The sequence below is a fragment of the Jannaschia rubra genome, assembly GCF_001403735.1.
GTDB classification, from domain to species: Bacteria; Pseudomonadota; Alphaproteobacteria; order Rhodobacterales; family Rhodobacteraceae; genus Jannaschia; species Jannaschia rubra.
Genome location: NZ_CXPG01000025.1, coordinates 23,129 through 37,953 on the forward strand (window position 1 = coordinate 23,129; position 14,825 = coordinate 37,953).

A 14,825-nucleotide genomic window follows, 5' to 3' on the forward strand; every position below is an offset into this window, starting at 1 on the left:
CCCTTACAGATCGACGGTGTTGGGAAGGATGACAAGATCGCGCACCACGACGTTGCGCGGCCGGGTCAGCATGAAAAGGACGCATTCCGCCACTTCTCGCGCCTCCATCAGCGAGCCGTTGGCGAGCGCCTCCTGCTTCTTGGCTGCAGGCCAGTCGTCGATGAGCGCGGTGACCACGGGGCCGGGCAGGACCGCGCCCATGCGGATGCCGTGGCCCGAGACCTGACGCCGCGTGGTGTGCAAGAACCCCTGCACCGCGTGTTTGGAGGCCACGTAGATCGGCTCCCACGTCACGGGAACCACGCCCGAGATGGAGGAAGTGAAGACGATGTCGCCCGTCCCGCGGTCGATCATGCCGGGCAGGACGGAGCGGACGCAGCGGAAGGCCGCGTTGACGTTCAGCGTCAGCACCCGGTCCCAGACGTCCGGGTCGCCCTCGGCCACGGGGCCGCCCACATAGGCGCCGGCGTTGGCGTGCAGGATGTCCACCGGCCCTGCCGCCGCCGTGATGCGCGCGTCGATGTCGGACGCCTGCGCCGGGTCCAGCAGATCCAGGACCACGGGCGCCGCGCGGTCGCCCATCTCGCGGCAGGCGGCGGTCAGGCGCGCCTCGTCCCGGTCGATCAGCACGACGCTGGCACCCGCCGCGTGCAGGATCCGCGCGCATTCGAGCCCGATGCCTGAGGCCGCGCCGGTCACGGCGGCCACCTTTCCCTGCAACGCCTGGGTCATCGTGAAGCTCCCTGCATGTGTTGGGCGTCGATCCAGACGCCGATGGTGTCGAGCCCGCGATGCACCTCGGCGGCCCCCGCGCGCCGCAGCACCTCCGCATGGTCGTCGCGGATGCCCTGCAGGTGGCTGCCGCCGACATAGCCCAGGGCCGGCATCCCGGCGCGGCGCGCGCCCTCGATGCCATGGGGCGAATCCTCGATCACGAGGCACTGGCGGGGCGCCACGCCCAGCCGTTCGGCGGCGCGCAGGAAGACATCGGGGGCGGGCTTGCCCTCCGCCACCTCGTCGGCGCTGACGCCGGTGCCCGCGAACCGCGCGGTCAGGTCCACCGCCTCCAGCGTCATCTCCAGCCGCCGGACGGAGCCGCCGGTGGCGATGCCGTAGCGCATCCCGAGCGCGTCGAGCCGGTCGAGAAGGGCCGGCGCGCCGTCCGAGAGGCGGAGGTCGGTCGGATAGCTCCGGGCCAGCCGCTCCTCCACCCGCTGCCCGAATTCGGCGGGGCAGGGGCGCCCCAGACGGGCGGCAACATGGGCGCGGATGCGGTCCATGGAGCGGCCGAGGAAGGACGCGCGGATCTCCTCCGCCGTCGCGTCGGCGATGCCGAGCGCGCGCATCTCGGCCGCGATGGCGCCCAGAACCAGCGGTTCGCTGTCCACGAGGCAGCCGTCGAGGTCGAAGATCACCGCCCGGATCGCCGCCCCGGTCATTGCGGCAGTTCGATCTGCATCTTGACGTCGCCCTTCGGTGCCGAGGCCGCCACCTCGAAGGCGCGGACGCTTTCGGAAAAGTCGAACGTCCGGGTGATGAGCGGCTTCACGTCGATCGCGCCCGAGGCGAGCATCGCGACGCAGCGCGGGAAGACGTGGGCGTAGCGGAAGATGTTCTCGACCCGCGCCTCGCGCACCATGGCCGCGCCCGCGTCATAGGAAATGGGCTCCGGCTGACCGCCGATCATCACGACGACGCCTCCGGGGCAGAGCGGGGCGAAGACGCCCGCCGCGGCCTTGGCGGACCCCGTCGCCTCGAACACCACTTCGCAGCCCCAGCCGTCGGTGGCCTTGAGCACCGTCCCGGCCGGATCGTCGCGGCTCACGTCGATAGTGCGGATCGCGGGGCTGAGCCCTGCCGCGATCTCGAGCTTGGCGGCGTCGAGATCGGCCACGAAGACCTCGGCGCAGCCGCCCGCCAGCGCCGAGAGGGCCGTCACCAGCCCGATCGGCCCCGCGCCCAGTACCAGCGCCCGGTCGCCCGGCCGGATGCGCGCCTTGGTCGCGGCGTGGACGCCCACGGCCAGCGGCTCGACCATCGCGGCCTCGGCGAAGGACACGTTGTCGGGCAGGCGGAAGGTGAAGGCCTCCGGGTGCACGCAGGACGGGCGCAGGATGCCGTGGACGGGCGGCGTGGCCCAGAAGCGCACCGCGGGGTCGACGTTGTACATCCCCATCCGCGTGGCGCGGGAATTGGGGTCGGGCACGCCGGGTTCCATGCAGACGCGGTCGCCCACGGCGAGCGTCGTCACCTCGGCCCCGATCTCGGTCACGGTGCCCGACGCCTCGTGCCCGAGGATCATCGGCGCGTTCACGACGAAGGGCCCGATGCGCCCGTGGGTGTAGTAGTGCACGTCCGACCCGCAGATGCCAACGGTGTGCAGCTTGATGCGGACGTCGCGGGGGCCCAGCGTCTCCTCCCCCTCGATGGGAAAATCGCGCAGGGACAGTTCGTGCTGCCGTTCGAGGACGAGGGATTCCATGGGCTGCTCCTTTCGGGGCGTCGGATTGCGTGTCGCGTCTCAGACGCTGGTGAAACCGCCGTCGAGCATCAGCGTGGCCCCATTGACCAGCCCCGAGGCGGAGGAGGCAAGATAGAGCGCTGCGTCCGCGACCTCCACCGGTTCGCCGAACCGTCCGAGCGGCGTGGCCGCCAGCAGGGGGTCCGCGCGGGCCGGGTCGGACCAGACCGCGCGCCCCATGGGCGTCATGACGACGGTGGGGCAGATGGCGTTGACCTGGATGTTGTGGCCCGCCCATTCGGCGCAGAGCGACTTCGTCAGCGCGTTCAGCCCGCCCTTGGAGGCGGCATAGGCGGCGTGGTCCTTCATCGCGACGACCCCGGTCTGGGAGGAGATCATCACGATCTTGCCGCCCCCCGCCGCGATCATGCCGGGTGCCACCGCCTGCGACAGAAGGAACGGCGCGCGCAGGTTCAGCGCCATCGTCCGGTCCCATGCCTGCGCGTCGAGGTCGAGCGCGGGGGCCACGAGGGCGATGCCCGCGGAGTTCACGAGGATGTCGATGCGGCCGAGCGCGTCCTCCGCGGCCCGCGCGGCCGCGGCCGGTCCGGCGGGGTCCGACAGGTCGGCGGCGACGGCGGCGAAGCGGCGGCCCGATCCTTCGACCGCGCCGCGCAGGGGGGCGAGGTCGGCGGCCGACCGGGCCACCCCGGCCACATCCGCGCCGGCCTCGGCGAACAGGCGCGCGATCTCGAACCCGATCCCGCGCGAGGCGCCGGTGACGAGGGCGGTGCGGCCCGCGAGCGAGAAACGGCTCTGCCAGTCGGTCACGGGATCACTCCAGGTTGGTATGGCGCGCGCGCATGTCGCCGGGGCCCTGACCGAGGTGCCGGGCGAGGTCGAGCACCAGGAGTTCCGACCAGAGAAACAGTGCCCCCTCGTAGACCGACCCCATGGGCAGGGCGGAGGCGTCCACGGCCTCCGCCTCGGCCATCGTGCGGGCGGGCAGGACGACGGTGGTGTCGCACATCCGCGCGACCGCGCCACCCGGCTGCGCTGTCAGCGCCAGCGTCGCCGCGCCCGCGTCGCGCGCCACCTGCACCAGCGCGCGGACGGTGCCGAAATCGCCCGGCCCGGCGCTGACCATCAGCAGATCGCCCGGCCCCAGGGGCGGCACGGTCATGTCGCCCACGACATGCGCGTCGCGGCCCAGGTGGAACAGACGCATGGCCAGCGCCCGCATCATCAGCCCCTCGCGCCCGACGCCCGTGCAGGCGATGCGGCGGGCCCGTGCGATGGCGCGGATGGCGGCCTCATGGTCGGCCGGATCGACCGCGCCCGCCGCCTCGACGATGCCCTGTGCGCAGCTGCGGGCGCGGTCGGACAGGGGGACGGCCGTCATCCCGCGGTCTCGATGCGCTGCCCGTCCTCGCCGAAGAGATGCAGATGGTCGGGGGCCAAACGCAGCACGATGCGGTCGCCCGCGGTGACGGAGGTGTCGCCGTCGGTCCGCACGACGATCTCATGTCCCAGGGGCGAGACGGTATAGAGGTAGCTTTCGCTGCCGAGCTGCTCGCGCACCTTCACCTCCACCGGCAGGGTGCCGGGGCCGCCGGCGCCTTCGCCGATGTGGATGTGTTCGGGCCGGATGCCCAGCGTCCTGACCTTTGCAGCGGTGGCGGCCGGAGCCAGCGGATGCGCGCCGTAGCCCAGCATCCCCTCCGCCATCTCCACCCCCAGAAGGTTCATCCCTGGGGCGCCGATGAAGCCCGCCACGAACTCCGATCCCGGCCGGTGATACAGGTCCATGGGCGAGCCCACCTGTTCGATGCGGCCCTGGTTCAGCACCACGATGCGGTCGGCCATGGTCATCGCCTCGACCTGGTCGTGGGTGACGTAGATCATCGTCGTGCCGAGCTGCCGGTGCAGTCCCTCCAGCTCCACCCGCATCTGGATGCGCAGCTTCGCGTCGAGGTTCGACAGCGGCTCGTCGAAGAGAAAGACCTCCGGTTCCTTCACGATGGCCCGGCCGATGGCCACCCGCTGCCGCTGGCCGCCGGAAAGCTGGCCGGGCTTGCGGTCGAGAAGGGGGGTGAGTTGCAGGATCTCGGCCGCCTCGGCGATGCGACGCTTGCGGTCGTCAGGCGCGAAGGCGTTGATCTTCATGCCGAAGTCCATGTTCTGCCGCACCGTCATATGCGGATAGAGCGCATAGGACTGGAACACCATCGACACGCCCCGGTCCGACGGCGCGGCATGGGTGACGTCGCGGTCTCCGATGCGGATGCTGCCCGAGGAGATCCCCTCGAGCCCCGCGACGCAGCGCAGGAGGGTCGATTTCCCGCATCCCGACGGGCCCACGAAGACCGCGAACTCGCCGTCCCGGATGTCCAGGGAGATGTCGAACAGGGCCTGCGTCGCCCCATAGAACTTGTCGACGTTGCTCAGGGTCACTTCGGCCAAGGCTCTCTCTCCCTCTCGGCTCCGTCCGGGGCGGTGGTTCACGAAGTGTCTTTACATCTGTATCCGCGTCAATACAAAATCTTCGGCAGTTGCAGCAGCAACGCCAAGGGAGGACATCATGAACATCCGTCTGAAAAGCGCGCTCGCCCTGACGACCGCGCTCACCGTCGTGTCGCCGGCCGTGGCGCAGGACCAGTCCGGCTGGTCGCTGGCCGAGGCCGCCGAGCCCTATGCGGGAACCACCGTCGACGTGGTCTTCCTGCTGCGCCCCGGATACGAGGCCGCCAAGGAGATGATCCCCGCCTTCGAGGAGGAAACCGGGATCGAGATCAACATCACCGATCTGCCCTATGAGAACGCCCTCGGCGAACAGGTGCGCGATTTCGTGGCCCAGGGCGACCTGGACGTCGCGCTGATCGACCTCGTCTGGATCGGCAACTTCGCGCAGAACGACTGGATCGTGCCGATGGCGGCGATCGAGGAGCAGTTCCCCGACATCATCGACCCCGATCTCGATCTCGACGATTTCTTCCCGCTGGTGCTCGACGCCTTCGGAAGCTGGGACGGCACCGTCTACGGCCTGCCGTTCGACAACTATTCGGGCCTTCTGTTCTACAATTCCTGCATGCTGGAGGAAGCGGGCTTCGACGGCCCGCCCGAGACCTGGGAGGCGGTGATGGACGACTACGGACCCGCGCTGACCAAGGACGGCAAATATGCCTATGCGCTGCAATCCAAGCGCAACGAGACCCAGTCGGCCGACAGCTTCGCGCGGATGATCTGGCCCTTCGGCGGGTCGTTCCTCGACGCGGAGTTCCGGTCGAACCTGTCGTCGGAGGAATCGCTCGCCGGCCTGAACTTCCGGCAGGAGCTGATGCAGTACATGCCCGAGGGCATCGTCGCCTATGACCATGCCGAGGCGGTGAACGCGCTGGCGCAGGGGGACGTGGCCTTCATCACCGAATGGTCGTCGTTCTATTCCACGCTGGCGGACCCCGACACCTCGCGCATCGGGGAATGCCTCGCCATCGCGCCCGAACCCGCGGGACCCGCGGGCCGCAAGCCCGCGCTCGGCGGCTTCAGCCTCGCCGTGGCCGAACAGGCCGACGACGACGAGAAGGCCGCCGCCTGGCTGTTCATCCAGTGGATCACCTCCAAGGAGAACGCGCGCCAGTATCTCGACCTCGGCGGCGTGCCTGCCCGGCAGTCGGTCTATGAGGAGGAGGGCATCGCCGAGAGCTTCCCCTTCGTGCCCGCCCTCGTGGAAAGCTGGCAGGAAGGCGTTCCGGAGTTCCGCCCCCGCTTCGCCGAATGGCCCGAAATCAGCGAGGTCGTGCAGCAGTACGGCACGCAGATGATGCTGGGCGAGATCACGGTCGAGGAAGGCGCCGAGCGCATCGGCACCGAGATGGAGGCGATCCTCGACAAGGCCGGGTACTACGACGGCGACAAGCCCCTGATCCAGTAGGGTCGGGCGCCACATAACGCCGGGCGCGTGCCATCGCGCGCCCGGCCTCGCAGCGAAGGGGCTTCATCATGGCAGGATCGGCGGTATCGCGGCGCACGCTCTGGGGGTTCATCGGGCCCGCCATCCTCGTGCTGGCCGCCGTGGGCATCGTGCCGCTCGTCTATGCGGTCTATACCTCGCTGCACTATTTCAACCTGACCAACCTCAAGGATCAGGAGTTCATCTGGTTCGCCAACTACGCCCACGTCCTGACCGACGACACCTTCTGGGCGGCGATGGGCCGGACCTTCATCCTGCTGGTCACGGCGCTGCCCATCCAGATCGCGCTCGGGCTGATGATCGCGCTGCTGCTGCACCGGCCGGGGCTCACGTTCCTCAAGACGATCACGCGGCTGGGCCTCGTGCTGCCGATGGCCACGACCTATGCGGTGGTGGGCCTGCTGGGGCAGGTGATGTTCAACATCAAGTACGGCGTCGTGAACCAGATGCTGGGGTGGGTCGGCATCGCGCCCATCGACTGGATCGGCGACCCCGACAACGCCTTCGTGCTGGTGATCTTCTGGGACGTCTGGCAATGGACGCCGTTCTGCGCGCTGATCCTGCTGGCGGGGCTGACCACCGTCCCCGACGAGATCGAGGAGGCCGCCCGGCTGGAAACGAAAAGCTGGTGGACCGTGCTGCGCCATATCCAGCTGCCCTATCTGGTGCCGGGCCTTGTCGCGATCATGATCCTGCGGACGGCCGACACGCTCAAGCTGTTCGACATGGTCTTCACCCTGACGCGCGGCGGGCCGGGGAACGCGACGGAGTTCATCTCGCTCCTGATCCAGCGGACGGGTTTCCGCTCGTTCGACCAGGGCGTCGCCTCGGCGCAGGCCGTCGTCCTTCTGGCCATCACGGTGGTGCTGAGCCAGATCTACATCCGCATCTTCTATCGGGAGGGGCCGTGACATGGCCGCGACGGGCTCCACCTCCGCACGCAGCATCCTGCCGCAGATCGTCCTTCTGACGGCGATCCTGCTGTTCTGCGTGTTTCCCTTCTACTGGATGGTCACGACCAGCCTGAAGACCCAGCTGGTCGCGCTGTCGCAGCCGCCGCAATGGATCTTCACGCCGACGCTGGGAAACTACGCCGAGGTGCTGTTCGAGGACGGCGTGGGCCGGACCATGGTCAACTCCCTCATCGTGGCGGTGTCGACCACGGTGCTCGCCGTGCTGCTCGGGTGCCCTGCCGCCTATGCGCTCGCACGGTTCGAGTTTCGGGGCAAGTCCGACCTGTGGTTCTGGTTCATCACCAACCGCATGGTGTCGCCCATCGTGCTGGCGCTGCCGTTCTTCCTCATCGTGCGGTGGATCGGGCTTCTGGACACCAAGCTCGTCCTGATCCTGATCTACCTCACCTTCAACCTGCCCATCGTCATCTGGCTCTGCACCGATCAGTTCCGCTCCATCCCCTACGACCTCGACGAGGCCGCGATCCTGGAAGGGGCGGGGCACTGGCGCATCTTCCGGTCGATCTGCCTGCCGCTGGCGATGCCGGCTGTGGCGGTCAGCTCGATCTTCTCGTTCATCTTCTCGTGGAACGAACTCCTCTATGCCATCGTGCTGACACGCAACGACGCCAAGACGGCGCCGGCCATGGCGATCAGCTACATGGAGGGCTACAGCCTGCCCTACGGCAAGATCATGGCGACCTCGACGCTGATCGTCATTCCCGTGCTGATCTTCGCGCTGATCGCGTCGAAGCAGCTTGTCCGGGGCCTGACCATGGGCGCGGTGAAGTAACGCCGTGCGCGACCGCCCCGGCAAATCCGATCCGCTGGCCGATCACCGCTTCCTCGCCCGCGTCTCCTGGGCCTACTACGTCGAGGGGCTGACGCAGGAGAAGATCGCCGCGCAGATGGGCTCGACCCGGTTGCGGATCAACAAGGCCCTGGCGGAAGCCAAGCGGCTGGGCATCGTCCGCATCTCGATCGACACCCGCCATTCCCAGTGCTTCGACCTGGAGGCGCGGCTGACGGAACGCTTCGGCCTCGGCCGCGCCCATGTGACGCCCGAACCCCTGGGCGACACCGATACGCAGACGATGGTGGGCGCGGCGCTCGGCCATCTGCTCACCGACATCCTGCGCGACCCCGCGGTGCGGCGGGTCGGGATGGGCTGGGGGGGCACGCTCAACATCGCGATGCGCCATGTGGCCCCGCTCGCCCGCCCCGACGTGGAGGTGGTATCGGCCATGGTGGGCCTCGTCGAAGGGTCCGAGACCAACTGCGCCGAGATCACGGCCCGGCTGGCCGATCTGCTGGGCGCGCGGCGCCGCTATTTCCCCGCGCCGCTCTTCGCCGGCTCCGCCGCGTCGCGCGACGCCATCCTCGAGATCGACGTCTTCCGCACCGTGCTGGAGGGCATCAGGTCCTGCGACGTGCTGGTGCTGGCCACCAGCGACATCTCGGACCGCAACCTGCTGATCCGCTCGGCCCTGCCCGGCGACATCACCGCGGAGGACCTGCGCGCCGCGGGCGCCGTGGGCGACATCCTGGGCACGGTGATCGACGCGCACGGGGAGCCCATCGACCACGCGATCAACCGGCGCGTCATCGGCATCGGCCTGGACGACCTGTACGCCATTCCCGACGTGGTGCTGGCGGGCGGCGGGGCGCACAAGGTCACGGTCCTGCGCGCGCTGCTGGGGCGGGGGTTCGTCGACACGCTGGTCACCGACGCCGCGACCGCGCGCGGCATCCTCGACATGCCCTGAGGCTGCGTCAGATCAGCCCGTACTGCCGCGCCTTCATCCGCAGGAAGCCCAGCCCGTCGCTAAGCACCTCCTCGCGCGATGGGGCGACGTCGCGCCAGACCGACAGGGCGTCGGCGATCTGCGGGGGAACGGTGATGAAGCTCTCCATCGCCATGCCGCCCCGGAACCCGATGGCCGCGAGTGCGGCGAAGACCTCGTCCCAGGCGACGGTATCGCAGCCCGGCGTGCCCCGGTCCGAGGCCGACAGATGGATGTATTTCAGATGCGCGCGCGCGCGCAGGATGCCGTTGGCGATGCCCCGTTCCTCGATGTTCATGTGGTAGGTGTCGAGATGCACGAACAGGTTCGGGGCGCCCACACGCTCGCACAGGCGAACGGCCTGGTCGGCGGTGTTGAGAAGGTGGTTCTCGTAGCGGTTCACCGCCTCCAGCCCGTACAACATGCCGTGCCGTGCGGCATGGGCCGCCGCCTTTTCGACCACGCGGGCCGTCGCGTCGTATTCCGCTTCGGTCGGGCGCTTGCCGGTGCGCTGCCCGATGCCGCCGTAGATGACGCCGGTGATGGCCTTCGCCCCGATCGCGGCCGAGGTGTCGATGGCGAGCTTCAGCACGTCGAGCGCGCCGTCGGGGTCGTTCGTCGGCAGCCGGTCCAGCGGCAGGCCGAGCGAGGTGACGCAATCCACCTCCGCCCGGTCCAGCAGCGCGCGGGTGTGTCCGCTGTCGAAGCCCTGCGGGTCGAGCATGGTGATCTCGAGGAAGTCGATGTCGTGCTTCACCGCCTCCGGGATGGCGAACTCCGCCGCATCCCGGGTCCACTCCATCGCCCACATCGCGGTATGCACCCCGAACCCGCTGACACCCATGGCCTCGCCTCCGCAGCCCGCATCCCGCGACAGCCTATCCCCGATCGCGACCGGACCGCCAGCCGCCGGGCCGATGTTGAACATAATACGACCTATCGTGTAGCGATCACGGCCCCCACCTCAGCGCGCCATCCAGCCCCCGTCCACCGTGACCACCGTGCCGTGGATGTACTCCGACGCCGGAGCGGCCAGGAACACCGCCGTCTGCGCGATGTCCTCGGGCCGACCCCAGCGGCCCGCCGGGATGCGCTCCAGGATGGCGCGGTGGCGGTCCTCGTCGGCGCGCAGGGCTTCGGTGTTGTTCGTCTCGATGTACCCCGGCGCGATGGCGTTGACGCCGATGCCCCTCGCCGCCCATTCGTTCGCAAGGATCTTCGTCACCCCCGCGACCCCGTGTTTCGCCGCCGTGTAGGACGGCACTCGCACGCCCCCCTGGAACGACAGGAGCGAGGCGATGTTGACGATCCGCCCCCCGGCCCCGCGTTCCAGACAGGCGCGCGCGAAGGCCTGGCAGGTGAAGAACACCGCCTTGAGGTTGACGTCGATCACCGCGTCCCAGTCGGCCTCCGTGAACTCCAGGCTGTCGGCGCGGCGGATGATGCCCGCGTTGTTGACCAGCACGTCCACGGCCCGATCCGCGAACACGTCCCGCGCCGCCATCGGGTCGGCGAAGTCGAGCGCCAGCTCCTCCGCGCTCTCGATCCGCCCAGCCGTTTCCGCGCAGGACGATCGCCCGGCGCAGATCACATGCGCCCCCGCCTGCCCCATGGCCACCGCGACGGCCTGCCCGATGCCGGTGTTCGCGCCCGTCACGAGCGCGGTGCGGCCTTCCAGCGAAAAGGGGTTCATCGCAGGTCTTCCATGGCGACCATGTCCATGTCGGCGAAATCGACGTTGTCGCCGGCCATCGCCCAGCAGAAGGTATAGGGTGCCGTACCCGCGCCGCAGTGGATCGACCAGGGGGGCGAGATCACCGCCTCCTCGTTCGCCATGACGATGTGGCGCGTCTCCGAGGGCTCGCCCATGAAGTGGAACACCCGCGCGTCCTCAGGCAGGTCGAAATAGAGATAGGCCTCCATCCGCCGGTCGTGCAGATGCGCGGGCATCGTGTTCCAGAGCGAGCCGGGCTGGAACTGCGTGTAGCCCATCAGAAGCTGGCAGGTCTCGACCACCTCGGGGTGCAGGAACTGGATGATGACGCGCTCGTTCGCCGTTTCGCGGGACCCCAGCTCCACCCGCCGCGCATCCTTCAGCTTGACGAGCCTCGTCGGGCAGGTCCGGTGCGCGGGCGCCGACAGGACGTAGAACCGCCCCTTTCCGCCGAACTCGACCGGCCCGGCGCCCATGCCGACATAGAGCACCTCGCCCCGCTCCAGCGCATGCGCCTCGCCGTCCACGGTGACGGTGCCCGCGTCGCCGATGTTGAGCACGCCCATCTCGCGGCGGTCCAGAAACCCGGGCGTCCCCGTCTCGGCCACATGGTCCAGCGTCAGCGTTCCGTCGCCGGGCACCGCCGACCCCAGGATCAGGCGGTCGTAATGCGTATAGATCAGCCGGATCTCTCCGGGCGCGAACAGGTCGCCCACGTGGAAGTGACGGCGCAGGTCCGTGGTGTCGAGGGTCTTCGCGCTCTCGGGGTCGATGGCATGGCGGGTGTCGGTTCGGGTCATGGCATATCCTTGCGGTTCAGAGAAAATCGTCGCGGCGGGGGGTGAACCCGTCGATGGGGGTGCCGGATTCGACATCGGGAAGGGACGCGGGATACCTCATCGGAACAGGGCCGGAAGCCAGAGCGACAGGGCGGGAACGTAGGTCACCGCCAGCAGCACGCCCACCGCGGCGAAGTAGAAGGGCCAGATCGTGCGCACGACCTGCCAGATCGGGATCCGGCCGACCGCGCAGCCCACGAACAGGACCGCGCCCACCGGCGGCGTGCAGAGCCCGATGCCGAGGTTGAGGATCAGGATCACCCCGAAGTGCACCGGGTCGACCCCGAAGGCCATCGCGACCGGCAGGAAGATCGGCGTGGTGATCACGATGAGCGGCGACATGTCCATGAACGTGCCCAGGATCAGCAGGACGACGTTGAGCAGCAGCAGGATCACGATGGGATTGTCCGACACGCCCTGCAGCAGCGCGACCATCGACGCCGGCACCTTGGTGTAGGCCAGAAGCCAGCCGAAGGCCGCGGCGCAGCCGATCACCAACAGCACCATGGCCGTCGTCCGCACCGCGGCGAAGGTGGCCGCGACGAAGTCGTCCCAGGCAAGGCTGCGGTAGACGAAGAACGTCACGACCAGCGCATAGACCACCGCGATGTTCGAGGATTCCGACGCGGTGAACACGCCCGAGCGCACGCCCCCGAAGATGATCGCCACCAGCACCAGACCGGGGGCCGCCGATACGAACATCGTGCCGATGATGCGGAACCCCTCGAACGGCTGAACCGGATAGCCCCGGCGCCGGGCGACGTGCCATGCGGTCACCATCAGCGCCGCGGCCAGCAGGAAGCCGGGCAGGATGCCGGCGGTGAACAGATCGGCGATGGAGATGCGGCCGCCCGCGGCGATGGAATAGATGATCATGTTGTGCGACGGCGGCAGCAGGAGCGCTATGATCGAGGAGACGACGGTGACGTTGACGGCGTAGTCCCGGTCGTAGCCGCGCGCCACCATCTGCGGCACCATCAGGCCGCCGACCGCGCTGGCATCCGCGGCCGCCGAACCGGACACGCCGCCGAACATGACGCTCGCCAGCACGTTGACCTGCCCCAGCCCGCCGCGCAGGTGGCCGACGAAAGCCCCGGCCAGCGCCACCAGCCGGCGCGCGATGTCGCCGCGCACCATGAGGTCGCCCGCGAAGATGAAGAACGGGATCGCCATGAGCGCGAAGACCGACACGCCCGAGTTCAGCCGCTGGAACACGACGACGGGCGGCAGGCCCAGATAGACGATGGTCGCGAAGCTGCTGACGCCCAGGCAGAAGGCGACGGGCGTGCCGATCAGCAGAAGGAACGTGAAGGTTCCGAAAAGCACCCAGAGTTCCATCAGTCGATCGTCGCCTCCTCGCCGAAGCGGGCCGTCTGAAGCCCGGCCGCCCGACGCGCGATGCGCTCGGCCGAGAACAGCGCGACGAGGGCGCCGCCCGCCACCAGCGGCAGGAAGTCGAAAGCCCCCGAGATGCCCAGCGATGGCAACACGTTGCCCGACGTCCGGTATGCGAGCGACGCGCCATACCAGATCATCGCGAGGCCGAAGCCGCCCACCGCCAGGTCCGACACCGTGTGCAGCACCTTCACCACGCGGTCCGGCAGGAAATAGAGGACCACGTCGAAGCTGAGGTGATAGCCTTCGCGGATGCCGACCGCGGCGCCGAGGAAGATGAACCAGCCCATGACCATCACGGACGCGGGTTCCGTCCAGACGATGCTGTCGTTGAGGACGTAGCGCCAGAACACCTGACACGCGATCATCGCCGTCATCGACACCAGCCCGATGCCCGCGACCCAGAGGGCCCCGCGCGCGAGCAGACCCGTGGCGCGGGCGATCCGGGCCATCGGCCCGCGTGGTGCAGTGCGGTTCACGTCGCCCCCCGGAGAATGCGGGGCCCCGCAGGCCGGGCCCCGCGTGTCATCACTCGGTCGCCTGAATGCGCTCGACCATGTCCTTGAGCTTGTCGGAGGTCACGTATTTCTCATAGACCGGGACCATCGCCTCGATGAAGGGGGTCTTGTCGATGTCGGTGACGATCTCGACGCCCGCGTCGCGGACCTTCTGCTCCGACTCCGCCTCCCGCTCGGTCCAGAGCTCGCGCATGACCGGCACGCTGTCCTTGGCGGCCTGGCGGACCATCTCCTGATCCTCGGGCGAGAGCGCGTCGAAGGAGGATTTCGCCATCACCAGCACTTCGGGCACGATCAGGTGCTGATCGAGGGTGTAGTATTTCGCCACCTCGAAATGCCCCGAGGAATCGTAGCTGGGCCAGTTGTTCTCGGCCCCGTCGATCACGCCCGTCTGGATGGAGGAATAGACCTCGCCATAGGGCATCGGCGTCGCGTTGGCGCCGAGGGCGTCGACCATGTCGACGAAGATGTCGGACTGCATCACGCGGAACTTCATGCCCGCCAGATCCTCGATCGAGGTGATCGGCTTCTCGGAGTTGTAGAAGCTGCGCGAACCGGAATCGTAGAACGCGAGACCCACCAGGTCGTGCGCCTCGAAGGCGTCGAGGATCTCCTGCCCGATCGGCCCGTCCATGACGTCGTGCATATGCTCGACCGACCGGAAGATGTAGGGCAGCGAGACGACCTGCGTCTCCTCCACGATGTTGTTGAACGGCCCGAGCGAGACGCGGTTCATGTCGATCACGCCGAACTGGGTCTGCTCGATCGTGTCCTTCTCCTCGCCGAGCTGCGCCGAGGGAAAGACCTCCACGCAGATGCGCCCGCTTGAGCGTTCGGTCAGCATCTCGCCCATCCGCTCCACGGCGACCACGGTAGGGTAGCCTTCGGGGTGCGTGTCGGCGGAGCGCAGGTTGACCTCGCAATCCGCGAAGGCCGCGCCGGCCATGGCGACGCTGGCGAGCAGCGCCGCGGTCAGTGTCCTGGTCGATGTCATCTCTGGTTTCCTCCCTTTGAGATCGTCGTCACAGGTGGCGGACCCTCTTCATGGGGCCGCAGGCCGGATCGGCCGCCACGTCGTGCGCGATGGTCCGGGTCGATGACCCGGCCGGATATGGACGCCCTGGATCGGGTCTCGACATCCCCACCACTCCCTTTCCGACCGCTGTCGCACCGCCCCCCCCCGGGCGGTCG

General features: G+C 68.7%; 16 protein-coding genes. 4 read left to right on the plus strand and 12 right to left on the minus strand.

All coding sequences use genetic code 11. The features are described from left to right. Positions 1–3 precede the first annotated feature (3 nt). The 6 genes from JAN5088_RS17280 to JAN5088_RS17305 are packed head-to-tail and all read right to left on the minus strand — an operon-like array spanning position 4 to position 4,924. Positions 4–732, minus strand: coding sequence for an SDR family oxidoreductase (locus JAN5088_RS17280; RefSeq protein ID WP_055684094.1), 729 nt, complete (start codon positions 730–732; stop codon positions 4–6). After that, positions 729–1,439 carry an HAD family hydrolase gene (locus JAN5088_RS17285; protein ID WP_055684095.1) on the minus strand — a complete coding sequence of 237 codons (711 nt, stop codon included), beginning with the start codon at positions 1,437–1,439 and terminating at the stop codon, positions 729–731. Before JAN5088_RS17285 ends, JAN5088_RS17280 begins: the two co-directional genes overlap by 4 nt. After that, on the minus strand, positions 1,436–2,482 hold the full coding sequence (locus JAN5088_RS17290; protein WP_055684096.1) for an NAD(P)-dependent alcohol dehydrogenase: 1,047 nt from the start codon (positions 2,480–2,482) through the stop codon (positions 1,436–1,438). The genes JAN5088_RS17285 and JAN5088_RS17290 overlap by 4 nt, the downstream gene beginning before the upstream one ends. A 39-nt stretch (positions 2,483–2,521) precedes the next feature. Then, positions 2,522–3,292, minus strand: coding sequence for an SDR family NAD(P)-dependent oxidoreductase (locus JAN5088_RS17295; RefSeq protein WP_055684097.1), 771 nt, complete (start codon positions 3,290–3,292; stop codon positions 2,522–2,524). A 4-nt stretch (positions 3,293–3,296) separates the two neighbouring features. Beyond that, the gene (locus JAN5088_RS17300; RefSeq protein WP_082430096.1) at positions 3,297–3,863 is read right to left on the minus strand and encodes an SIS domain-containing protein; all 567 of its coding nucleotides are present in this window, start codon (positions 3,861–3,863) and stop codon (positions 3,297–3,299) included. Then, positions 3,860–4,924: an ABC transporter ATP-binding protein gene (locus JAN5088_RS17305; protein ID WP_055684098.1), complete on the minus strand. Its 1,065-nt coding sequence runs from the start codon at positions 4,922–4,924 to the stop codon at positions 3,860–3,862. The genes JAN5088_RS17300 and JAN5088_RS17305 overlap by 4 nt, the downstream gene beginning before the upstream one ends. Before the next feature lie 118 nt (positions 4,925–5,042). Here JAN5088_RS17305 and JAN5088_RS17310 point away from each other — a divergent pair, with 118 nt between their 5' ends. The 4 genes from JAN5088_RS17310 (at position 5,043) to JAN5088_RS17325 (ending at position 9,150) form a co-directional block, all read left to right on the plus strand. Beyond that, a complete protein-coding gene (locus tag JAN5088_RS17310; protein ID WP_055684099.1) occupies positions 5,043–6,392 on the plus strand; it encodes an ABC transporter substrate-binding protein in 1,350 nt (449 codons plus the stop codon). Positions 6,393–6,460: 68 nt separating this feature from the next. Next, positions 6,461–7,342, plus strand: a complete 882-nt coding sequence (locus JAN5088_RS17315; RefSeq protein ID WP_055684100.1) for a carbohydrate ABC transporter permease — start codon at positions 6,461–6,463, stop codon at positions 7,340–7,342. A gap of 1 nt (position 7,343) precedes the next feature. After that, positions 7,344–8,177: a carbohydrate ABC transporter permease gene (locus JAN5088_RS17320; protein WP_055684101.1), complete on the plus strand. Its 834-nt coding sequence runs from the start codon at positions 7,344–7,346 to the stop codon at positions 8,175–8,177. A gap of 4 nt (positions 8,178–8,181) precedes the next feature. After that, positions 8,182–9,150: a sugar-binding transcriptional regulator gene (locus tag JAN5088_RS17325; protein ID WP_055684102.1), complete on the plus strand. Its 969-nt coding sequence runs from the start codon at positions 8,182–8,184 to the stop codon at positions 9,148–9,150. Between the two features lie 7 nt (positions 9,151–9,157). On the opposite strand, the gene JAN5088_RS17330 is transcribed toward JAN5088_RS17325, so the two are convergent. The 6 genes from JAN5088_RS17330 to JAN5088_RS17355 all read right to left on the minus strand — a co-directional run bounded on the left by JAN5088_RS17330 (position 9,158) and on the right by JAN5088_RS17355 (position 14,628). Next, positions 9,158–10,012: a sugar phosphate isomerase/epimerase family protein gene (locus tag JAN5088_RS17330; RefSeq protein WP_055684143.1), complete on the minus strand. Its 855-nt coding sequence runs from the start codon at positions 10,010–10,012 to the stop codon at positions 9,158–9,160. Between the two features lie 120 nt (positions 10,013–10,132). Then, on the minus strand, positions 10,133–10,861 hold the full coding sequence (kduD, locus tag JAN5088_RS17335; RefSeq protein ID WP_055684103.1) for a 2-dehydro-3-deoxy-D-gluconate 5-dehydrogenase KduD: 729 nt from the start codon (positions 10,859–10,861) through the stop codon (positions 10,133–10,135). Next, positions 10,858–11,682 (minus strand): 5-dehydro-4-deoxy-D-glucuronate isomerase, encoded by an 825-nt coding sequence (gene kduI, locus JAN5088_RS17340; protein ID WP_055684104.1) that lies wholly within the window; start codon positions 11,680–11,682, stop codon positions 10,858–10,860. The genes kduD and kduI overlap by 4 nt, the downstream gene beginning before the upstream one ends. 96 nt (positions 11,683–11,778) lie before the next feature. Next, entirely contained in the window at positions 11,779–13,059 is a 1,281-nt protein-coding gene (locus JAN5088_RS17345) for a TRAP transporter large permease (RefSeq protein ID WP_055684105.1), read from the minus strand. Beyond that, positions 13,059–13,595, minus strand: coding sequence for a TRAP transporter small permease (locus JAN5088_RS17350; protein WP_233489842.1), 537 nt, complete (start codon positions 13,593–13,595; stop codon positions 13,059–13,061). The genes JAN5088_RS17345 and JAN5088_RS17350 overlap by 1 nt, the downstream gene beginning before the upstream one ends. A gap of 49 nt (positions 13,596–13,644) precedes the next feature. After that, complete coding sequence (locus JAN5088_RS17355; protein ID WP_055684107.1) at positions 13,645–14,628, minus strand: TRAP transporter substrate-binding protein; 984 nt, start codon at positions 14,626–14,628, stop codon at positions 13,645–13,647. Positions 14,629–14,825: the final 197 nt, after the last annotated feature.

Excerpts from the sequence above, each read along its gene's own strand:
- JAN5088_RS17280 (WP_055684094.1), bottom strand. The coding sequence starts at position 732 with ATGACCCAGGCGTTGCAGGGAAAGGTGGCCGCCGTGACCGGCGCGGCC.
- JAN5088_RS17285 (WP_055684095.1), bottom strand. The coding sequence starts at position 1,439 with ATGACCGGGGCGGCGATCCGGGCGGTGATCTTCGACCTCGACGGCTGC.
- JAN5088_RS17290 (WP_055684096.1), bottom strand. The coding sequence starts at position 2,482 with ATGGAATCCCTCGTCCTCGAACGGCAGCACGAACTGTCCCTGCGCGAT.
- JAN5088_RS17300 (WP_082430096.1), bottom strand. The coding sequence starts at position 3,863 with ATGACGGCCGTCCCCCTGTCCGACCGCGCCCGCAGCTGCGCACAGGGC.
- JAN5088_RS17310 (WP_055684099.1), top strand. The coding sequence starts at position 5,043 with ATGAACATCCGTCTGAAAAGCGCGCTCGCCCTGACGACCGCGCTCACC.
- JAN5088_RS17315 (WP_055684100.1), top strand. The coding sequence starts at position 6,461 with ATGGCAGGATCGGCGGTATCGCGGCGCACGCTCTGGGGGTTCATCGGG.
- JAN5088_RS17320 (WP_055684101.1), top strand. The coding sequence starts at position 7,344 with ATGGCCGCGACGGGCTCCACCTCCGCACGCAGCATCCTGCCGCAGATC.
- JAN5088_RS17330 (WP_055684143.1), bottom strand. The coding sequence starts at position 10,012 with ATGGGTGTCAGCGGGTTCGGGGTGCATACCGCGATGTGGGCGATGGAG.
- kduD (WP_055684103.1), bottom strand. The coding sequence starts at position 10,861 with ATGAACCCCTTTTCGCTGGAAGGCCGCACCGCGCTCGTGACGGGCGCG.
- kduI (WP_055684104.1), bottom strand. The coding sequence starts at position 11,682 with ATGACCCGAACCGACACCCGCCATGCCATCGACCCCGAGAGCGCGAAG.
- JAN5088_RS17345 (WP_055684105.1), bottom strand. The coding sequence starts at position 13,059 with ATGGAACTCTGGGTGCTTTTCGGAACCTTCACGTTCCTTCTGCTGATC.
- JAN5088_RS17355 (WP_055684107.1), bottom strand. The coding sequence starts at position 14,628 with ATGACATCGACCAGGACACTGACCGCGGCGCTGCTCGCCAGCGTCGCC.